The organism is Parabacteroides sp. AF39-10AC (assembly GCF_003635405.1).
GTDB lineage: Bacteria > Bacteroidota > Bacteroidia > Bacteroidales > Tannerellaceae > Parabacteroides > Parabacteroides distasonis.
The window spans coordinates 17,961-39,831 of record NZ_QTLP01000035.1 but is presented as its reverse complement, the minus strand read 5'-3'; the positions used below and the strand labels follow the sequence as shown (position 1 = coordinate 39,831).

15 protein-coding genes are annotated in these 21,871 nt (G+C 45.3%); 12 read left to right on the top strand and 3 right to left on the bottom strand.

Features of this window, described 5'->3' with window-relative positions; genetic code table 11:
* Positions 1-916 precede the first annotated feature (916 nt).
* Genes DW033_RS22040 through DW033_RS22030 form a run of 3 tightly spaced genes read left to right on the top strand, consistent with a single transcriptional unit; the run spans position 917 to position 7,303 of the window.
* On the top strand, positions 917-4,027 hold the full coding sequence (locus tag DW033_RS22040; protein ID WP_008778722.1) for a TonB-dependent receptor: 3,111 nt from the start codon (positions 917-919) through the stop codon (positions 4,025-4,027).
* A gap of 21 nt (positions 4,028-4,048) precedes the next feature.
* Positions 4,049-5,635 carry a RagB/SusD family nutrient uptake outer membrane protein gene (locus tag DW033_RS22035; RefSeq protein WP_005867088.1) on the top strand — a complete coding sequence of 529 codons (1,587 nt, stop codon included), beginning with the start codon at positions 4,049-4,051 and terminating at the stop codon, positions 5,633-5,635.
* A gap of 24 nt (positions 5,636-5,659) precedes the next feature.
* Entirely contained in the window at positions 5,660-7,303 is a 1,644-nt protein-coding gene (locus DW033_RS22030; RefSeq protein WP_008778723.1) for a family 78 glycoside hydrolase catalytic domain, read from the top strand.
* Positions 7,304-7,363: 60 nt separating this feature from the next.
* Here the strand turns inward: DW033_RS22030 and miaB are convergent, their stop codons facing one another.
* Positions 7,364-8,737, bottom strand: coding sequence for a tRNA (N6-isopentenyl adenosine(37)-C2)-methylthiotransferase MiaB (gene miaB, locus DW033_RS22025; protein WP_005853885.1), 1,374 nt, complete (start codon positions 8,735-8,737; stop codon positions 7,364-7,366).
* A gap of 260 nt (positions 8,738-8,997) precedes the next feature.
* On the opposite strand from miaB, the gene DW033_RS22020 reads away from it, so the two are divergent.
* The 8 genes from DW033_RS22020 to DW033_RS21985 all read left to right on the top strand — a co-directional run bounded on the left by DW033_RS22020 (position 8,998) and on the right by DW033_RS21985 (position 16,476).
* Positions 8,998-9,453, top strand: coding sequence for a hypothetical protein (locus tag DW033_RS22020; protein WP_121961092.1), 456 nt, complete (start codon positions 8,998-9,000; stop codon positions 9,451-9,453).
* Positions 9,454-9,554: 101 nt separating this feature from the next.
* On the top strand, positions 9,555-11,051 hold the full coding sequence (locus tag DW033_RS22015) for an acetyl-CoA hydrolase/transferase family protein (RefSeq protein WP_005867081.1): 1,497 nt from the start codon (positions 9,555-9,557) through the stop codon (positions 11,049-11,051).
* Positions 11,052-11,142: 91 nt separating this feature from the next.
* The gene (locus tag DW033_RS22010; protein ID WP_008778724.1) at positions 11,143-11,385 is read left to right on the top strand and encodes a DUF6722 family protein; all 243 of its coding nucleotides are present in this window, start codon (positions 11,143-11,145) and stop codon (positions 11,383-11,385) included.
* Between the two features lie 272 nt (positions 11,386-11,657).
* A complete protein-coding gene (pstC, locus tag DW033_RS22005; RefSeq protein ID WP_121961093.1) occupies positions 11,658-12,845 on the top strand; it encodes a phosphate ABC transporter permease subunit PstC in 1,188 nt (395 codons plus the stop codon).
* An 8-nt stretch (positions 12,846-12,853) separates the two neighbouring features.
* Entirely contained in the window at positions 12,854-13,741 is an 888-nt protein-coding gene (gene pstA, locus DW033_RS22000) for a phosphate ABC transporter permease PstA (RefSeq protein ID WP_005867077.1), read from the top strand.
* Positions 13,742-13,756: 15 nt separating this feature from the next.
* Positions 13,757-14,509 (top strand): phosphate ABC transporter ATP-binding protein PstB, encoded by a 753-nt coding sequence (gene pstB, locus DW033_RS21995; protein WP_005867076.1) that lies wholly within the window; start codon positions 13,757-13,759, stop codon positions 14,507-14,509.
* Positions 14,510-14,540: 31 nt separating this feature from the next.
* Complete coding sequence (gene phoU / locus DW033_RS21990) at positions 14,541-15,215, top strand: phosphate signaling complex protein PhoU (RefSeq protein ID WP_005853873.1); 675 nt, start codon at positions 14,541-14,543, stop codon at positions 15,213-15,215.
* Positions 15,216-15,255: 40 nt separating this feature from the next.
* Complete coding sequence (locus tag DW033_RS21985; RefSeq protein ID WP_009275551.1) at positions 15,256-16,476, top strand: OprO/OprP family phosphate-selective porin; 1,221 nt, start codon at positions 15,256-15,258, stop codon at positions 16,474-16,476.
* A 60-nt stretch (positions 16,477-16,536) separates the two neighbouring features.
* On the opposite strand, the gene DW033_RS21980 is transcribed toward DW033_RS21985, so the two are convergent.
* Together DW033_RS21980 and DW033_RS21975 are read right to left on the bottom strand one after the other, a co-directional pair.
* Positions 16,537-18,966 (bottom strand): glycoside hydrolase N-terminal domain-containing protein, encoded by a 2,430-nt coding sequence (locus DW033_RS21980; protein WP_121961776.1) that lies wholly within the window; start codon positions 18,964-18,966, stop codon positions 16,537-16,539.
* Positions 18,967-19,048: 82 nt separating this feature from the next.
* On the bottom strand, positions 19,049-20,896 hold the full coding sequence (locus tag DW033_RS21975) for an ABC transporter ATP-binding protein (RefSeq protein WP_005853867.1): 1,848 nt from the start codon (positions 20,894-20,896) through the stop codon (positions 19,049-19,051).
* Positions 20,897-21,025: 129 nt separating this feature from the next.
* On the opposite strand from DW033_RS21975, the gene DW033_RS21970 reads away from it, so the two are divergent.
* Positions 21,026-21,868: a radical SAM-associated putative lipoprotein gene (locus DW033_RS21970; protein WP_036609903.1), complete on the top strand. Its 843-nt coding sequence runs from the start codon at positions 21,026-21,028 to the stop codon at positions 21,866-21,868.
* The last annotated feature ends 3 nt before the right edge of the window (positions 21,869-21,871 follow it).

Below are 21,871 nucleotides of genomic sequence, written 5' to 3'. Positions count from 1 at the left end.
GATTACGTTTATAAACAAAAAAAGTGTCTAGATAAATCAGGAAAAGACATTTCCCTTAGGGGAACAAAGAGTTTCTCCTAGAGAAAACTAAAGTTTCTTCTAGGGAAAACTAAAGTTTCGTAAGCACAAAACAAAAGTTTTCCGCTATGAAAACTTTTGTTTTATGCCTAAAAAACTATAAATACCTATTATTCAATACATTAAATCAGCACACAAGGTATACAAATAACCAAGCAGGCAACCTGTTGGCATACCCTCGCAGAACGAGTAATGTGGTTAGCGAATAGTGAACGGCTGCATTTAGTGGTTGAAAAGCAGTAAATAGTGGTAGATGCAAGCTGATAGTGGTAGATGTTTATTATCTACCACCATTCAACAAATTTCTTATAATTAGATACTTATATAGATAATGGCAGATATGGTAGATGATTTAGTTTTTTCATTTCATACTCAAGGTACCACTCCAGAAAAATATCAGTACAATGCATTAAGAACCCAAAAGAACGGCTAATAAAAATCAAGGTAAGCTGTCGCTATTATGAAAAGGGAAGCTATAAACATAATTTACGTACGTGTACTATAAATAATACGCAAGAAAAAACCACAGTTCCGTAGGAACTAAATCCTTACTATCTCTCTCTTTCGATATGGCAAAGATGGGAAGTAATAAGAATCAAATGGTTACAAAAATGACATTTCTTGTTAGATAAATGACATGACAGATCGGCAATCAATCCTAAACCACTCTCCTCTAATATCCTATACATAAAATTACCCATTGAGTTCCTACGGTACTTAATAACTTTATAACATATAGCCTATGGAGTATATCTAATAATGTATTAGTTAATCTGAATCTATCAGACTTATCGTATGTAGTTAACATTATCTATTCAATTATGAACAAATGAAAAGTATGAAAAGTAAAATGAGAACTTGGAATGTGGCGATGGGATCATTGTCTTTGCTCTTCCTCTGCGTATCGCCGGCATTGGCAATCGCTACAAACCCATCACAAGAGAACCCGTCTACGGAGCGGAAGGATAATTCCGTAACCCAACAGAGAACAAGAAAAGTGACAGGTGTCGTGCTCGACGCTAACGGAGAGTCTATCATCGGGGCGAACGTAGTGGTGAAAGGTACCAATAATGGGACAATCACGGATCTAGATGGTAAATTCTCGATCGAATTATCGGATGGTGAAACCCTGCAAGTATCTTTTATCGGCTATAACAGCAAGGACGTTATGGTCGGCGCAGGAGAGAATCATATCAAGGTACAGCTGCGGGAAGACACGCAGAAGCTCGATGAAGTGGTAGTAGTCGGGTACGGAACACAGATCAAGCGGGCGGTAACCGGCTCCGTGCAATCCATCAAGTCGGAAGAGATGGCGGATATGCCCGTAGCCCAGATCTCGCAAAAGATGCAAGGCAAGTTCGCCGGTGTCCAAATCAATCAAGTATCCGGTAAACCCGGACAAGGAATGACCATGCGAATCAGGGGACAAGCGTCACTGTCCGGAGGAACCACGCCTCTTTATGTAGTGGACGGAATGCCTATCGTAGGCGATATCAGCACGATCAATCCGGACGAGATAGAAAGTATCAGTGTGCTAAAAGACGCTTCCGCCACATCACTTTACGGTTCCCGGGCTGCCAATGGAGTCGTATTGATACAGACAAAGACTGCCCAATCGGGGAAAAAACTAAGCGTCGACGTATATGGAGGCATACAATACGTACCCGAGAAAGGGAGGCCGGATATGATGGATGCCTCCGAATACGCACGGTTCAGGAAAGAGATTGCCGAAGAGAACGGATTGGCGGTCGATCCCGCTTACCAACATCCCGAAGCGCTGGGTAAAGGCACGGATTGGTATGACGTATTATTCCGTCCCGCCGCTATCCAGAATTACAGCTTGTCGTACAGCAATGGAGACGGGAAGTTTAAATCATCCACCGTAGCCAGCTATTTCAACCAAGACGGAGTGTTGACAAACTCTAATTACCAACGGTTCTCCGCACGAGCCAATACGGAATACGTATTCTCGAAGATCGTCAAGGTAGGCGTGAACCTAGCGCCTAGCTTCTCCATCAATAATAGCCCGCAATCGGACGGTAACTGGACGGAAGATAAAGGTTCCATCCTGCAAGGAGCTATGTTGACAACACCTCTCGCCCCCTATAAGAATGAGGATGGCAGTATTCCGCTTGTGGCCAGTGGGCCGGGATTGTTCGATAACCCAAACTGGTATAATGTGGTTCGCCTCAACAAGAACAAGACCCAGAACACCCATCTGATCGCGAACGCCTTCTTGGAGGTAGAGCCGGTCAAAGATTTAAAAGTAAAGACCAGCATCAACGCGGACTTGACACAGAATAAATGGAACTCGTTCAAGCCCTCCACCTCCGGAGAGATCTATAAGGCTCCCTATCAGATTCCCGAGGCGAAGGAATCCAATAATCTATTCTACACTTGGCTGTGGGAGAATACCGCCACCTACAGCAAGCAGATAAAAGATCATTCCTTTGATCTCCTGTTCGGCATATCCGCACAAAAATATCATAGCGAATATACGATGGTGACCGGAACGAACTTTCCCGACGATAAAATATCGACATTCAATGCCGCCCCTACCATCACGGCGGATGGAAACATAAACGAATGGTCCCTTTTATCCTATATCGGCCGTATAAACTATAATTACAAAGGAAAGTACCTTTTAAGCGCGGCGATGCGTAGGGATGGTTCCTCCCGTTTCGGTAAGAACAATCGTTGGGGTAATTTTCCATCCGTATCGGCGGGCTGGATACTCTCGGACGAGGAGTTCATGAAACCATTGGAGAAAACGATCTCTTTCCTCAAGGCCCGTATCAGCTACGGTATCGTGGGAAACGACCAAATCGGTAACTATACGCATTTGGCGACAATCACTACCACGAACAGCAACTTCAATAACGCCTTGGCCAGCGGCAGAAGCATCTCGGGAATGGGAAACCCGAATCTGGGCTGGGAAAGGAATAAGCAAGTCGATGTCGGTCTGGATGTCGGTTTCTTCAATAATCGCTTATCCATCATGTACGATTACTATAGCAAGCGAACGGACGCCCTGCTGTTCTCGCTAGAGGTACCGATCTCTTCCGGCTTCTACAATATCCAATCGAACGCAGGCAAACTGAAGTTCTGGGGACATGAATTAAGCGTATCCTCCAAGAACCTGACAGGCAAATTACAATGGACTACCGACCTGAACGTATCTTACAATGACAATAAATGCTTGCAACTGGGTGTAGATGACGCCCCGATCATCGGCAACAACATCACGCAAGTAGGGGAACGGATCGGACAGTTTTACGGCTTAGTATGGGAAGGGGTCTACAAGAACAAGGAAGAATTCGACAAATACCCGAAGCATGCGCAAGCCGATGTCGGAACCATTCGCTTCAAGGATGTGAACGGGGATGGCAAAGTTACCCAAGGGGATGACCGCGATATCATCGGCAATCCGGTCCCTTTATGGATAGTAGGCATGACAAACTCGTTCACCTACAAGAATTTCGATTTGTCAATTGTCGTATCCGGCGGTTTTGGTTTTGAGTTAGCCAATATGGTAGATCAGTTCGCTGGAAATCTGGATGGTGTGTTCAACGTGTATAAAGCGGTAGACAATCGCTGGAAATCACCGGAAAATCCGGGTAACGGCCGTTATGGAACGACCAAGATGGGTACCACGGCACCAGAACGTGACTGGTTCAGTTCCCGTTTCCTTTATAACGGAAACTACTTGACAATCAAGAATATCACCTTAGGCTACCAAATTCCGTTAAGAAACCGGGATATCATTAAAGGATTACGAGCTTACGTCAGTTTCCAGAACGTATATACGTTCACTAGCTACATCGGCGCTAATCCCGAGGTGAATATCAGCAATACGGGAACAACGGCGAATAGCTTGCAACAAGGATTCGATTATACCACCTATCCCGTTCCACGGACCATTACGCTGGGTTTAAATGTTAACTTCTAACTATCTAATTATACAAAATATATGAAAACGATATTCAATATAGCCATAAGCATCGCTTTAGGATGTAGTTGTGCCTCCTGTAGTGATTTCTTGAATCTTACGCCGTATAGCGAGATCACAGCCGAGAACTTCTACCAGAACGAGGAGGATTTCAGGCAAGCCGTAAATGGAGCTTACGAACCTTTACGGAACATGTACAACACGGAAGAGTGGAATCTGGGAGAGGCCAAATCGGATAATACGACGTATATCATCCATATCGCCAAATCATCCTTGGACGGAGAAGATCCGGATCAGTTCCTTGAGACATCCACCAATGGTAATGTCGGTACGAAGTATAATAACTGCTACGTAATCATCGGACGATGTAACCGGATTATCTCAGAAATAGACCAAGCGGATTTTGACGCGGAAGCAAAAAACAACCTCAAAGGACAAGCTTTGTTCCTTCGGGCATTCAGCTATTTCAACCTAGTACAATACTTTGGCGGCGTACCTCTGCATACGACACCCTCTACTGTGTATGAGGAGGCATTTAAACCCCGTGCGAGCGTAGACGAAGTATATGAGCAAATCATAAAAGACGCACAGGAAGCCAGTGATCTCCTACCTGTAAAATCAAGGCAAGAGGTAGGAAGAGCTTCCAAAGGCTCCGCACAGACCTTATTGGGAAACGTATACATGGTACTAAAACGATGGGCGGAAACAGAACAAACGCTGAAAGAGGTGGTATCCTCAGGCGAGTATGAGTTATTAGCGGATTACGGCTCCATCTATTCCATCTCGAACAAGAACCATAAGGAATCTATCTTCGAGATCCAATACATGCAAGACGCCTCATTAGGACAGCAAAGTGATTTCATATACAGATTCTTGCCCTATATGACGAATCCGTCCGCCATCACGGGAACAACCCCTAATCCTTGTCCTTCCAACGTAGACCATGGAGGGTTTAACACCCCTACGATCGATCTAATCAACGCATACGAAAAGGGAGACAAACGGTTGGACGCATCCATCGGTATGGTGGAAGGTAAGCTCACCGATAGCTATGCCCTCGACGCTACCGGCGTGAAAAGTATAGTTGACTATGAGCCAGCTCCGGGAATAACCGCCTATCCTTTTATCAAAAAATATTTTCATGAGCATATAAAACCCTATTACACGGATGACAACTGGCCGGTCTACAGGTACGCGGAGGTATTGCTCTTTCTGGCGGAAGCTATCAACGAGCAGAATAGGCCGGACGAGGCTATCCATTATCTGAATAACACCTTCGGGCAAGCGAGTATCCGGGGAAGGGCGGGATTAGCTCCTGTCAAATCCCAGAATGTAGATGCGTTGAGAGAGTCTATCTACCAAGAGAGACGGATCGAGCTGGCATTCGAGAACAAACGCTGGACAGACCTTCTGAGAACGGGACGAGCCGTGGAAGTCATGACACGACATGGACAAAAGATAAAGGCAAATCCCGAATCTTATTATTGGCCCGACGGTGTTCAACCCGTGGCGAACGCTTATCTGTTCAACCCAGATAAATGCTTGTTGCCCATACCTCTGCGAGAAATCGACTTGAACAGCGAGCTTAAACAAAATCCCGGATATTAACGAAGTTATTCTTATATTCGCATCATGAAAAGAGCACATATGAAAATCCTGCTAAGTTTACTATGCTGTGTCGGTGTATTCACCCTATCAGCACAAAGTCGTTATTTCAAAGAAAGCGCTTCATGGCTTCAAAAGAGTGAGGCCTGCAAGCCAGTGTTAACCTATACGGAACATAAGCCGGTCAAACGGGTCACTTCCATCAAAGACGCGTCAGCCTACCAAGGTTGGCGCATGCGGGACGAAGGAAGCACGGACCTGTTATTCAATGAGTCCCTGAAGAAACATCCATCGGTTATAGTTGACTTCGGTGAGCATCTGACGGGGTATTTGGATTTCTCGCTCAAGCTCCTTAGCCAACAGGTTTCGGACGCTCCGGTACGTATCAAATTCACGTTCGCCGAAGTTCCCTCGGAATTGAACACGCCTTTCGACCCTTATCCGGGCGGTCTGTCAAGGGCTTGGCTACAAGATGAGGTGATGACGCTAATGACCGTACCCATAGAGGCCTCCATTCCCAGAAGGGTGTCTTTCCGGTATCTCAAGATAGAGTTGCTAGGCGCTTCCAGTTTCGATTTCGCCTTCGACAAGCTAACGTTCCGTGCGCAGACATCGGCTAAGACGGCTCCATTGCCACTGGCTTCCACGACCGATCCCTTGATCCGTAAAATCAATGAGGTAGGATTGCTTACATTAAAAGAATGTATGCAGACCGTCTATGAGGATGGCCCGAAACGGGATCGCCGGTTATGGATCGGAGACTTGTATCTGGAGGCGCTAGCGAACGCATGGTCGTATAAAAACCACGACTTGACGAAACGTTGCCTCTATTTATTAGCGGCTCTAGCCAATGATGAAGGACTACTGCACGCCACCGTATTGGAGACACCGACCCCTCATCCGCAAAACGGTACGCATTGCTTGGACTATTCCCTGCTGTATAACGTAGCGTTGCTGGAATACCTGAAAGAGACCGGAGACAAGGAGGTCGCCTTGGACTTATGGCCGGTAGTGGTCCGCCAAATAGAGATGGCCTTGCGTCAATACTCGGACGATTGGATCTACGATATGCAAAAGAAACCGATTTATTGGTTGGTATTCGACTGGAAAGATAATTATGATCGCCAAGCATCTATGCAGGGACTTACGGCATTCTCATTAGAGAAAAGCTATGAGCTAGCTAAAATGCTGGGAAAAGAGAAGGAGGCTAGAGATTGGCCTCGTATCGCCGGCCAGATAAAGAAAGCCGCCCGGAAAACATTCTATGACCAAAAGAACGGGGTGATCGTAAGCGGCCCTAACCGTCAGGTGTCTTACCTATCACAAGTGTGGATGATTCTATCGGAGACGCTTACCGCCAAGGAAGGAGCAAAAGCAATGGCCACCGTCCTATCGATGCCCGACGCATGCTATCCGGGATGTCCGTACGCTTATCATTATGTAATGGAAGCCTTGTTGAAATGTGGAATGCGGCAAGAGGCCCGTTCGCTCTTAACCAGTTATTGGGGCGGCATGGTGAATAAAGGAGCCGATACATTCTGGGAGGTATATGATCCGAACAATGACGAATTATCACCTTACGGATTTTTCCCGATCAATAGTTATTGCCACGCATGGAGTTGCACGCCGGTTTATTTCATCAACAAATACCCGGAGATATTCCAAAGATAGAAGATAATAAGAGAAACGCCAATATCGCTCGAAATGGAACGTATTGGCGTTTTCTTTTTCTTATTCCTCCACAGGTTCCCCGAACAGGGTTGCCGAGGAAGCCTTATGAATCTTGACTTTTATGAATTGACCTACATGATAGTTCTTCTTGTCAAAGATAACCACCTTGTTTTGGCTGGTTCGTCCGAACAACTGCTCACGGGAACGTTTCGAGAATCCTTCTATCAGAACCTCGAAAGTCTTGCCTATATCCCGCAAGTTACTTTCCTCGGACAACTTATTTTGCAAATCGATCATACCTTGCAAACGGCGTACCTTCTCTTCTTCCGGTACATTATCCTCCAAATGGCTAGCGGCATATGTACCCGGACGCTCAGAATATTTAAATAAGAAAGCACTATCATATCCCACTTCACGCATCAAGGATAAAGTCTCTTGATAATCCTCCTCGGTCTCGGAATGGAAACCGCAGAATAAATCAGTCGAGATAGCGCAATCCGGTACGATACGACGGATCGCCGCTATACGGTCCAGATACCATTCACGAGTATATTTACGATTCATGACCTTCAAGATGCGACTGCTGCCAGATTGGGCAGGCAGATGGATAAACTTACAGATATTGTCGTTCGCGGCAATCACACGTAAGGTATCATCGCTCATGTCCTTCGGATGGGAGGTCGTAAAACGAATTCGCATATCGGGAACCTCTTTCGCCACACGATCCAACAAGATCGGGAAGGTTATGGTCTCACCTTCTTTCTCGAAAGAATAGGAGTTTACATTTTGTCCCAACAACGTAACTTCCTTAAAGCCTTTCTCGTGCATATCCCGTATCTCATTCAAGATACTCTCGATATCCCGGCTACGCTCGCGTCCTCTTGTATAAGGTACGATGCAATACGTACAAAAATTATTACAACCGCGCATAATAGACACGAAACCGGAGATATGTACGCCCGGTAACTTCAAAGGAATAACATCCTTATAGGTCTCTTGGGTAGAAAGCTCCACGTTGATCGCTTTCTCTCCGTGCTCTACCGCTCCCACCAAGTTCGGCAAGTCCAGATAAGAATCCGGTCCTACCACCAAGTCGGCATGATGCACATGGATCAGGTCTTCCTTCACTCGTTCGGCCATACATCCCAATACACCGACAATTAATGACTTCTTTTTCCGTTTTAAAGACTGGAAATACTGTAGCCGCCCATAGATTTTCTGTTCGGCGTTGTCGCGTACGGAGCAAGTATTCACGAAGATGGCATCCGCCTCCTCGATATTCTCCGTCATACTATAGCCATCCATCTTCATGATAGAAGCTACAACTTCGCTGTCCGCCACATTCATCTGACAGCCGTAGGTCTCGATAAACAACTTTCGTTCATCGCTTTGGGTAGCGGATTTTAAGTCCACACCGTTTTCTTGATTTACCATACTATATGTTAATAGAATTTAAATAAGCAAGATTCTTAAAAATAATTACGCAAACGCTTGCATAGTTCGAATCCCACCGTTATATTTGCATTCGAAAAACGTAAATTTTTTCATAGTTAAGGTTTTGGTTAAATCGAATAAGGGTGGCTGTGAAGTTACCCTTATTTACTTTTATACCTATCTGATGTTTTATATACTCCCATCTTTTCACTTCTCAATTATTCTTCTTACATTTGGAGGTGCAAAAATAATCAAAGTTTATGGATAACGTAGGAGATTGGTTATATATTGTTTTCCTGATTATCGCCGCCGTCAGTGGCTTATTCAGTTCGAAAGACAAAAAGAAGAAGAGTCGCCCCGATATATTGGGGCAACCCGACAGGGAAATCGTGCCTAATGACCAGCCTACAGAAGGAAAAGGCTTCTGGGAGATACTGGAGGATATGCAAAAGGAAACGCAAAAACCTAAGCCCGCTCCCCGACAAAAGCAGGTAACGCCAAAGGTTGAGAAACCGCAAGTCGTAACCTCATCGCCTGCCTCATCTCCATTCCTTTCCGCCGAGAAGAATATCCCGAATCATATCGCGACCCGGCCATCCGTAAGGATGAGTGCTATCGAGGAAGAACCGGGGCTTATGCCGGAAGATACCTTCAGAGACATCGAGGAATTGAAGAAAGCGATCATTTGTGCGGAGATTCTAAACCGGAAGTATTAATTTACGCCACACTTATATTCGATTCAGCGTAATTTTATGTAAGTTTGCGCCCGAAATATTGAACAGTAAGTATTTACCTAAAAACATAAAAACTAATTATCATGGCATTAAAATTCATTACAGCTGAAGAAGCCGCATCTTATGTGCATCATAATGACAATGTTGGTTTCAGTGGTTTTACACCCGCAGGATGCCCGAAAGTCGTTCCCGGAGCTATCGCCCGGAAGGCAGCGGAAGAACACGCTAAAGGTAACCCTTTCCAAATCGGTATGTTTACCGGTGCTTCTACCGGTGATAAGCTAGACGGAGAGTTGGCTCGCGCTAACGCCATCAAATTCCGTACACCGTACCAATCGAACAAAGACTTACGTGCCGCATTAAACGCTCATCAGGCACAATATTTCGATTTGCACCTGTCTGAATTGGCACAAAGCTTGCGTTACGGATTCTTGGGTAAGATCGATGTAGCGATCGTAGAGGCTGCCGATGTTACTGAGGATGGTGAGATCGTTCCGACTTCAGGTGTTGGTATCTTACCTACTATCTGTCGTATGGCAGACCGTATCATCGTTGAGTTGAACTGCCGTCACCCGAAAGAAATCCGCGGTATGCATGATATTTACGAGCCGGCTGATCCTCCTTTACGCCGTGAGATCCCTATCTACACTCCTTCTGACAGGATCGGTAACGATTGTGTAAAAGTAGACCCGGCTAAGATCGTTGGTGTGGTAAGGACCGATGAGCCGAATGAAGGTGGAAAATTCTCTCCGCTGGATGATGTTACGATGGCGATCGGTAAAAACGTTGCGGACTTCTTGGTTAGCGAGATCAAGGCCGGCCGTCTTCCGAAAGAATTCGTTCCATTGCAGAGTGGCGTAGGTAACGTGGCTAACGCAGTCTTGGGCTGCATGGGAGCTAATGAGTCTATCCCCGCATTCAATGTATATACTGAGGTTATTCAAGATGCGGTTATCGAATTGATGAAACAAGGTCGCGTTAAATTCGCCAGCGGTTGCTCTTTGTCCGTAAGTAACGAGGTGATCCGTGAGATCTACGCTAATCTTGATTTCTTCAAGGATAAGATCTTGCTTCGTCCGCAAGAGATCTCAAACAATCCGGAGGTTGCCCGCCGTTTAGGTTTGGTTGCGATCAATACGGCTTTGGAGGCTGATATCTTCGGTAATATCAACTCTACACACGTATCCGGTACTCGTATGATGAATGGTATCGGTGGTTCCGGCGACTTTACCCGTTCGGCTATGTTGTCGATCTTCACGACTCCGTCTACGGCGAAGGATGGAAAGATCAGTGCGTTCGTACCGATGGTATCTCACTTGGATCATAGCGAGCACTCCGTGAAGATCATCATCACGGAATATGGTGTAGCGGACTTACGCGGTAAATCTCCGATCCAACGCGCTCGTTGTATCATCGACAATTGTGTTCACCCGGATTACAAACCGTTATTGGAAGAGTACCTCGCTATGGGTATCAAGGGACATACGCCTCAAAACCTGAAATGCTGTTTCGCTTTCCATGAGGAACTAGCGGCCAGCGGAGATATGCACAATGTGGATTGGAGCAAGTATAATAAGTAATACAAACATATTACATACTTATCTCAAGGCCATTCCGAATAATTTCGGGATGGCCTTTTGTTTATCTAAAAACTATTCATATCTTTGTTATATGGGAAACTGGGAGAAACAACAGGATGAAAAAAAAGAAAGCAGGGAAAGAGATCAATCCCGTAGAGAAAACCTGGGAAAGTTCTTCTATGATTTGGCTAAATTAACTTTTGCGGGTCTGGTTATTGGAGGTATTGCTACTTTTGATACAGAGCTAAAAGAGTCAATATTTATATATAGAGCTATCGTTGGTGGAATAGCAACAGTGATATTCGCCTGGATTGGAAATAAAATTTTTAAATAAGGTTTATTATGGATATGCTAAGTTTAGTTTTCACGATCAGTGCTATTGTTGGAGGTGGATTCCTCGTATGGCTATATACCAAGCCTGGTAAAAAATGGCTAGAAAATCTATAATCTCCAATATATTTTGAGGCTCCGCATAACGGAGCCTTTTTTATTTCAATTGTATATATTACAAACTCGTAATATGTTTGTAATAATTCTTTCAAACAGGCTTAACAGCTTCTTAATATGGATATCCTTTCTTTGCATCAGAATAAATAGGCAAAGATTGTGAGAAAGTTTATTGAAAAATTAGTGGAAGGAGGATTTTTGATCAGTGGAAGCGTCAGTAGCTTTACGATCTTGTTGATCATTGTCTTCTTATTTAAAGAGGCCGCAGGTCTTTTTAACAGCCCGGAGGTAGAGGAAGGATATATATTGGCCGTGAATCAGGAAAATCCGGTCGAACATTTGTCGCCCGAGCAAATCATGGATGTCTTCGATGCCAATATCACCAATTGGGAAGATTTAAACGGAGAAAATCAAGATATACTAGTCTTCCGGTTCTCGGATCTAACCAACTATTATACGGAAGAAGAGCTAGGTGAAGAATTTCAATATGTTCCCGAGAAAATCAATGAACTTATCCATAAAGAGCCCGGGATTATCGCATTCTTTCCGGAACAATACAAGTCGGAAAACTTTACGGGAAAAATCATATCGGGAGCCACGATCAAGCCTTCGGAATTCTTTGGAGGGACGAAATGGTATCCGACCTCAACTCCCGCTCCGATCTTTGGGCTGATCCCTCTATTACTAGGAACGCTGTTGGTAAGTATAGGTGCGATCGCCTTATCCCTCCCCTTCGGAGTAGCGGTAGCGATCTATATGGCAGAGATCGCCAATACAAAAACACGCAATTTATTAAAACCGCTTATCGAGTTGCTGGCAGGTATTCCCTCAGTCGTTTATGGTTTCTTCGGATTGGTGGTGATCGTTCCCCTTATCCAAAAGACCTTAGACCTTCCGGTAGGCGAGACCGCTTTCGCCGGAAGCGTGGTTTTAGCGATCATGGCGTTGCCGACCATCATCACGGTAGCGGAAGATGCCATGCGAACTACACCACGAGCCATGAAAGAGGCCAGCTTGGCATTGGGAGCCACGCAATGGCAAACCATCTATAAAGTAATAATCCCCTACTCCATATCCGGTATCACGTCCGCTGTCGTATTAGGTATAGGACGTGCGATCGGTGAGACGATGGCCGTATTGATGGTAACCGGAAACGCCGCCGTTATCCCTACCTCGTTCTTCGAACCGGTACGGACAATTCCTGCCACGATAGCGGCGGAATTGGGTGAGGCCCCCGCAGGTGGAGCACATTACCAAGCCTTGTTTATGCTGGGAGTCGTGTTGTTCCTCATCACCTTGGGGTTGAGCATCGCCGTAGAATATATTTCATCCAAACGTAAAATTTAATTAAAGATATGGCACCTATTCAACATTTAGGGAATATAGACAAGAGAAAACGGGCCTCTCAACAGGTTGCTTTCGGTTTCTTTTCTTTCCTGAGTTATTTGGTAGTAGTGATCTTATTCGTAATACTGGGATTCATTATCTTAAAGGGAGCGAGCGTGATCAGTTGGGATTTCCTGACACAAGCACCCCAAGAGGGCATGACCTCCGGGGGGATTTTTCCGGCTATCGTAGGTACACTCTATTTAGTGATCGGAAGTAGCTTGATTAGTTTTCCTATCGGCATCATGAGTGGTATTTATATGAACGAGTACGCCACGAACGGGAAACTCATCCGCTTCATCCGTATCATGACGAATAATCTAAGTGGTGTCCCATCCGTTGTTTTCGGGTTATTTGGTATGTCTCTATTCGTAAGCACCTTGGGATGGGGAGACTCTATTATAGCGGGTTCGTTTACCTTGGCGCTGATGTCCTTGCCACTTATCATCCGTACGACGGAAGAGGCTTTGAAAAGTATCGATGATTCTTTCCGCCACGGTAGCCTAGCGTTAGGGGCTACGAAATTGCAGACCATTCGCAGGGTCGTGCTACCGATGGCGTTCCCCAATATTATTACGGGATTGATTCTTTCGATCGGGCGTGTGTCCGGAGAGACCGCTCCTATCCTTTTTACGGTGGCCGCTTATTTCTTGCCGCAATTACCGAAAAGTATTTTCGACCAATGTATGGCATTACCCTATCACTTATATGTTATATCTACAAGCGGTACGGATATCGAGGCTTCCCGGGGAATGGCTTATGGCACGGCACTCGTACTGATTGTCATCGTATTATTAGTAAACCTTTTGGCAAATGCCTTGCGTAGTTATTTCGCCAAGAAGGTAAAAATGAATTAAAAAAATAAGACAATTATGATAAAGATTGATGCTAAAAACGTAGACTTTTATTATGGGGATTTCCATGCGTTGAAGAACATTTCCATGGAGATAGAGCCGAATACGTCCACCGCTTTCATCGGACCGTCCGGTTGCGGAAAGTCTACTTTCCTCCGCCTGTTCAACCGCATGAATGATTTGATTCCGGGCACTCGCATGGAAGGTCAGATCCTAATTGATGGAAGAGATATCTATACGAAAAGTGAGAAAGTGGATCGCTTACGTAAAAACGTGGGGATGGTTTTCCAGAAACCGAATCCTTTTCCTAAGACGATTTATGAGAATGTCGCTTATGGCCTGCGGGTAAACGGTGTCAACGATGAGAATTATATTGAGGAGACGGTGGTCAAGACTTTAAAGCAGGTCGTCCTTTGGGACGAGGTAAAGGATAAACTGAAAGAATCGGCATTCGCTCTTTCCGGCGGACAACAGCAACGTTTATGTATCGCCCGTGCCTTGGCGATCTCGCCTTCTATCTTGTTGATGGACGAGCCGACTTCCGCGTTGGACCCGATTTCAACCAGTAAGATCGAGGATTTGATACATGAGCTGAAAAATGATTATACGATCGTAATCGTTACCCATAATATGCAACAAGCGGCTCGTGTTAGCGACAAGACCGGATATTTCTATTTAGGGGAATTGATTGAATATGATAATACCCGGAAGATTTTCACCAATCCGGAGAAAGAGTCTACACAGAATTACATTACCGGACGGTTTGGGTAATTGAAAATTAAAAATTGAAAATTAGAAGAGTATGAAGGTTATAGAGCAGGAGATTCATTCTTTAAAAAATAGTATCAGTGAGATGTGGGCATTGGTTCACCAGCAATTATACAACGCAGGGGAGGCTATGCTTACCGGAGATAAGGAACTCGCTTATAAGGTAATCAGCCGGGAACGCCGGGTAAATGCTTTCGAGCTAAAGATCGACAGTGATTGCGAGGATATCATCGCCTTGTACGCACCGGTAGCGATCGACCTACGTTTCGTATTGGCGATGTATAAGATTAATACAAACCTAGAGCGTCTGGGAGATTTCGCAGAAAGCATCGCCCGTTTCGCAGGAAACCTTCCCGAGGGGGAACCGATTGACCCGCAACTGGTCAAGGAAACCCGGGTAGAAGAAATGCTGTCGGAGTTATTAAGCATGATCTCACTCACCAAAGAGGCTTTTGAGAAAGAAAGCTCAGAGATCGCTTCCCGTATCTTCTTGAAGGATAATTTGATCGATGAGATCAATCATAATTCTACCGCTATTATCGCCAAATATATAGAGGAGCATAAAGGTAGCGCGTTGGCAGGGTTATATATGGCCGGTGTTATCCGGAAAATGGAACGTTTCGGAGATCATTGTACGAATATAGCGGAAGAACTCATTTTCTATCTGGACGCTAAAGTCATGAAGCATATGGGCAAAACCGAGCAATAATTCGTATCTTTGCGGCCACTTTAATAATTAACATCAGTAAATGAAACGACTCACAGTGGCTTGGCTGTCGGCCTTCTTATTTATCGGTTCTGCGTTAACGTCTTACGCTCAGACAAATTCTCCGATCCCAGAGCGGGATTCTTCTTCGGTATCTCTTTTTGAATACGCAACTAAGATTCCGAAACGCAACAAGGTTTTCAATCTGGACTTGGAGATGCATGCAGGATTCAACGCGGACTTTTTCTCGGGGAAGCTGGATGAAGCCGCCTTTCGTTTCAGGGATGTCAAAATTGATGTTACCGGAGAAGTGAACGATCGGTTATTCTATTGGTATCGCCAAACGCTGAATGGCGGTTATGAGGGACAAGCCTTGGAGAATTTGAATGAGTCGATCGAATATGCGTATATTGGCTATAAACTGAATGAGCGTTTTACCTTAACCGCCGGAAAACAAGATGTGTTCTACGGTGGTTTTGAGTACGACGAGAATCCTTTGCTTATTTATGAGTATAGCGATATGAATGAATACTCCCTTTGCTACCTTACGGGAATCGGGCTGGGGTATCAGCCGAATGAGTCACAAGAGATCCGCTTACAGGTGACGAACAGTCGTATGGGATCGATGGAAGATGAGTATGGACGTCTGCCGGAAGGATTTAAGAAACCGAGAGTTCCCTTGTTTTACACATTGAACTGGAACGGTAACTTTCTGGATGAGTTGATTCATTTACGATACTCCGTATCCGCCGCGGAGCAAGCCCAAGGAAAATATATGTATAGCGTCTTTACCGGTCAAAGTATAGAGGCCGGACCGGTCTATGCTTATTTCGATGTCATGTATTCACGGGGGAAATTAGATCCGTTAGGATTATTGACCGAATTGACTCAGCCCGAAGTCGCCGGAGAAGAGGAAGAGGAACCGGAACCACCAGTTCGTATGCAAAACATCGATTATCTTTCGCTGGTGGGAGAAATACAATATCGTTTTCATCCCAAATGGCAACTATTCGCAAAAGGAATGTATGAAAGCGCATCGATCTATAAAGCCTACGATACTTACGAGAAAGGAAAATACCGTACGGCATGGGGGTATCAAGGAGGACTAGAGTTCTATCCGATGGCCGATGATAATCTACATATCTTCTTGACCGCCATAGGTAAAAAATATAACCTCTCTGAACGAGCGAAGGCGCTCGATGCCTCTTTGGACGACACCGCACGCCTTTCGATCGGTTTCATTTATAGATTACCGTTATATTAAATTTTTCTCATTTGTTGTAGAGACGCAGCATGCCGCGTCTCATCCCCTCAGAATGGTAACTTAGAATTGCAACACAAACTCTTCCCCTTGTAACAAGTCCACTGTTACTTTTCCATCGACTACAGGTAGGGAAACCGGCTTTTGGTTCTTTTTGAGGCTCATGTTCGCGGAATTCGCCGGAAGCTTGATCTGGAAAGAACCGGGAACGATCGCTTTCAATCGAGCTTCCGTCAACAGACCTTCCGTCCATTTAGCCGACACCTCTCCGCCATTCCGGACTTTTAAACCACTAAAGCTTCCGTTTTTCCAAGCAGATGGCAAAGCGGGCAAGAACTCGATCAATCCGGATTGACTCTGTATCAACATCTCCGCAATACCGGCTGTTCCTCCAAAATTACCATCAATCTGGAAAGGAGGATGGGCACAAAACAAATTAGGATAAGAGCCTCCTCCCTTCACCTCCTTCGTATGCTCATCTACACAGGGACGTAACAAATCACCCAGCAATTTATAAGCATGATCGCCATCCTGTAAACGGGCCCAGAAATTAATCTTCCAAGCCATAGACCAGCCCGTGCTTTGATCGCCACGGACCTCCAAGGATTTACGAGCCGCCTCTGCCAACTCCGGCGTATGCTCTATCGATATCTCATTCCCGGGATAAAGCCCATATAAATGAGAGACATGACGATGGGTAGGCTCTACCTCCTCATACGGCTCGAGCCATTCCATAATACGGCCGTCTTTACCGATCGTCGTAGGCATCAAGCGATCTCGTTTCGCCGCCAACTCAGCAGCGAACGCGCTATCCACACCTAAAATCCCGGCGGCCTCAATGGTATTCGTAAATAATTCCCGCAAGATCTGATTGTCCATCGTCGATCCGGCACAAATACTCACGACACTTCCGTTTGGCATTTTATAAGCGTTCTCCGGAGAGGTAGTAGGTGCCGTCACCAGATATTTAGTCCGGGGATCTTGCACCAGCATATCCACAAAGAATTGGGCAGCCCCTTTCATCGTCGGATAAACATCCCTCAAATACGCCTTATCTAATGTATACTGATAATGCGTGTACAAATGCTCGCATAGCCATGCGGCGGATGTATTCGTGGCTCCCCACGACGGATGTTCGCCCGGGGCGGTAAACTCCCAGACATTACCTAAAATATGCGTGACCCATCCCCGTGCGTTATAAAAAGCTTTGGCCGTACGTTCACCGCTAGGGACTTGCTGTTTCGTCCATTCGATCAGCGGAAGGTGCAACTCGGAGAGGTTCGTGACCTCCGCTGGCCAATGATTCATCTGTAAATTAATATTTAGGTGATAATCCCCGTTCCAAGGCGTATGAATCGTATTACACCACAAGCCCTGCAAATTCGGGGGCAGTAATCCCTGCCGGGTCGAGGAAATCAATAAATATCGACCGAACTGGAAATATAAAGCCGCCAATCCCGGATCGTTCTTATCTTGAGCGAAAGCGGCCAAACGCTCATGGATCGGAAGATGATCCCTTTCGCCTTTTCCCAAATCCAAAGAGACCCGATCAAACAGGGAGCGATAAGCGAGTGTATGTTCCCGGCGCAAGGTGGAGAAATCCTTAGATTCCGCTTGCGATAAGTATTTTTCCAAGGATTGTCCGACGCCGTCTTTATCGAAATAATCCGTACCTAAACTTACCAAGATAATCGCTTCCGAGGCACTTCGCACCGATAAACTACTATCCGTTGCGGTCAAATCCCCCCCCTTCGGCAAGACGATACGGACACGAGAGGCGAAACGCATCCCTTTCATCTCCAACGTATCCACCCCGTCCGGCAATTGTCCCCGCATCAGCAAGTCCTTTCCGTCCAAAGAGATCGTCGCATGTTCCGGACGATTCATACCCAATGAGAAATTCAAGGCCCGATCTGCGTCCGCTACCAAGTGAATAACTCCCAGATCCCCGGAAAAAGAGGTAAACATTTCCCGTTGATAATTCACATTCCCCCTTTTAAAAGAGACGGAAGCGATAGCCTCGCTTAGGTTCAACCGCCTGCGATACTCAGCGATAGAATCCGATTCATTCGGATACGTATATCTCAGCACTAGATTTCCGAATAATTGGTAACTCCCATACGGAGCGTTCGCACCGTCCCCCAGATTACTCCCGGTCCCTTTGCAGACGAAAGTTTTATACATCAAATCCTGTGCCTCGTCATTCCGTCCCTCAAATAAGAGGCGACGAATATTCGCCAAAGAGTAATACGCATAAGGATTGTCCGTATCTTGCTTACTTCCGGACCACAGGGAGATCTCATTCAGGACCACATTCTCCCGCTCAATACCACCATCCGGCATCATACCGATACGGCCGTTTCCCAAAGGCAAAGTTTCTTCCCATATCTGCGCTGGTTGGTCAAAATAATAAGAGACCTCCTTCCCAGTCTGCATATCCGGCAAATTACAACCGAAAAGGAACGATAACAAAATCAAATAAAGTCCTTTCATATTCATACGATTATTCCTTGTTATTGTTTTTCCATCAAAAGCCGAAGAGGCGATCCACTGCAACCCGGGTTGCAGTATCACCCTAAAAGCTTTGCATATCACATAGTCGTTTATAATAGCCATCCAAAGCCAACAACTCCTCGTGTTTGCCCCGTTCTACGATCTCACCCTCATGCATCACACAGATCTCATCCGCATTACGGATCGTAGAGAGACGGTGGGCGATCACTACGGTCGTACGATTCTTCATCAAGTTCTCCAACGCTTCTTGTACCAAACGTTCGGATTCCGTATCCAAGGCGGATGTGGCCTCATCCAAGATCAAGATCGGGGGATTCTTCAAGATCGCACGGGCGATACTGATTCGCTGGCGTTGTCCGCCGGACAGTTTTCCACCCCGGTCGCCGATATTGGTATCGTAACCTTTCTCACTCGCTATGATAAAATCGTGAGCGTTGGCGATGCGGGCGGCTTCCTCCACCTGTTCCATCGTAGCTCCTTCCACTCCAAAAGCGATATTATTGAAGAAGGTATCGTTAAACAAGATAGCCTCTTGATTGACATTTCCCATCAATCCCCTAAGATCGAAAAGGGTGGCCTCACGGATATCCGTATCATCAATACGGATATTCCCTTTATTCACATCATAAAAGCGAGGCAATAGATCCACCAAGGTACTTTTGCCCGAACCGGATTGACCGACCAAAGCCACGGTTGTTCCTTTCCGGATATCCAGATTGATTCCTTTCAAGACCCAAGCTTCCTGATATTTAAACCAAACATCTTTATAACTGATTTTCTCTTTCAAGGCGATCTTCTTCGGATGTTCCGGATCATGGATATCCGTCTCCGCCTTCAAGATCTTATCGACACGCTCCATAGAGGCCAGACCTTTCTGGATCGCATAAACCGACTTACTTAGATCTTTCGCGGGATTGATAATGCTATAGAAAATAACCAGATAATAAATAAACGTAGGAGCGTCGATCGGGCTATTCGCACTCAAGATCAGCGTACCTCCATACCAAAGTACGATAGCGATCGTAACGGTTCCCAAAAACTCGCTCATCGGATGCGCCATTTGTTGGCGGCGATAGATACGGTTCGTCAACCGGCGGAAAGTATCATTGCTTCGCTCAAAGCGGTCTTGTATCTTCTTCTCGGCGTTAAAGGCCTTGATAATACGGAGTCCGCCTAATGTCTCCTCGATCTGGCTCATCAGGAATCCCCATTGTTGCTGTCCTTCCAAGGATTTCCGTTTCAATTTCTTGCCGACTTGTCCCATTACGTAACCCGCCAACGGCAGCAGGATCAAGACGAACACGGTAAGTTGCCAACTGATAGCGATCATACCCACCAGATAGATCACGATCAGGATCGGGTTCTTGAATAACATGTCCAATGAACTCATGATGGATGTCTCGATCTCGTTCACGTCTCCGGATACACGGGCGATAATATCCCCTTTTCGCTCCTCGGAGAAAAAGCTCAACGGCAACTGCGTAATCTTCTTGTTAATCTGATTACGGATATCACGAACGACTCCGGTCCGGATCGGGATCATCGTATAAAAGGCCAGATACATGGTCGCCACTTTCAAGAAAGTCGCCACGATCAGGAAGATTCCCAACATAATCAAGGCGAACGAACCTCCGTGTACCTCTATCAGATCGGATACGTACCAAAAAAAGTTATTCTTGATCAACTCCGGCAAGGCTTTCCACGACTCCCAGCTTCCCGCGTTAAAATTCCAATCCATAAAGGTGTAATTCCCCTCATCCATCTTAAACAATATCTGAAGGATCGGGATAATCAAGGCGAAAGAAAACAGGTTCAAGATAGCGGAAAGTACATTGAACACGATGTTCAGAACCATATACTTTTTGTAAGGGGGAACGAAACGCTTTAAAATACGTATGAAATCTCTCATAAATTGATCTGTTACATTGAAGTGGCAAAGATACAAAAAGTCATCACATTTTCTTACGCATTCGCATGCAACTATTTTGCTGCCCCATTCATCAAATAAATAGAATCGTAAATAAAAATAATTTACACCATGAAAAGGATGCACTTGCAATTGTTGAAAAAAGCCAACTGCGTATTGGCGAGTTTATTAATGCTTTTAGGTTTCTCCTGCACTGACGACGAGGGAGAAGGTCCCATAATTTGTGAATATGGCACTCCTTACGCCAATTTTCAGATAAAAGGAAAAGTCGTGGATACAAACGATAATCCGATACCTAACGCCCAAATACGTATCAATCGAAATGACGCAAGAATTTATCCTTACGGATGGCTGCATACCGATACCGTAAGGACCAACGCTAACGGAGAGTTTGATTGGAAGAAAACTGATTTTCCAATCCTAAAATACCGATTCATCACGGAAGACATAGATGAAGAAATGAACGGAGGACAATTCGCATCCGATACGACTCAAGTAATCTTCGACAGCGAGGAACTTACTGGAGGTGATGGATGGTACGAAGGTAGTGCCTCTAAGGAAATCAAGATCACACTTAAGGAATATGTAGATACACATACGGAACCTTACGCATTGTACACGATCTACGGAAAAGTAACTGATGATCAAGGCTATCCGCTGGCCGGAGTCGCAATCTTAACCTCACCGGCATATACCCCTACTCAAGAGGACGACCTTTCCAGCTTTCCGGCTATCACGGATGAGACCGGACGATATCAATTCACCTACGATAAGGCTACGGCTATCGAACATACCATCTACACAAAATTATCTTCGTATTGGAATGACCCAAACGCTTGCAAAACTGATTCTATTATCGTAAATTTCGCCGAAATTGAATTATCACAAGGGAAAGGGATGTTAATGGGTAAAGGATCAAAAGAAATTAACTTCCAACTAACACGCAAAAACTAGAAA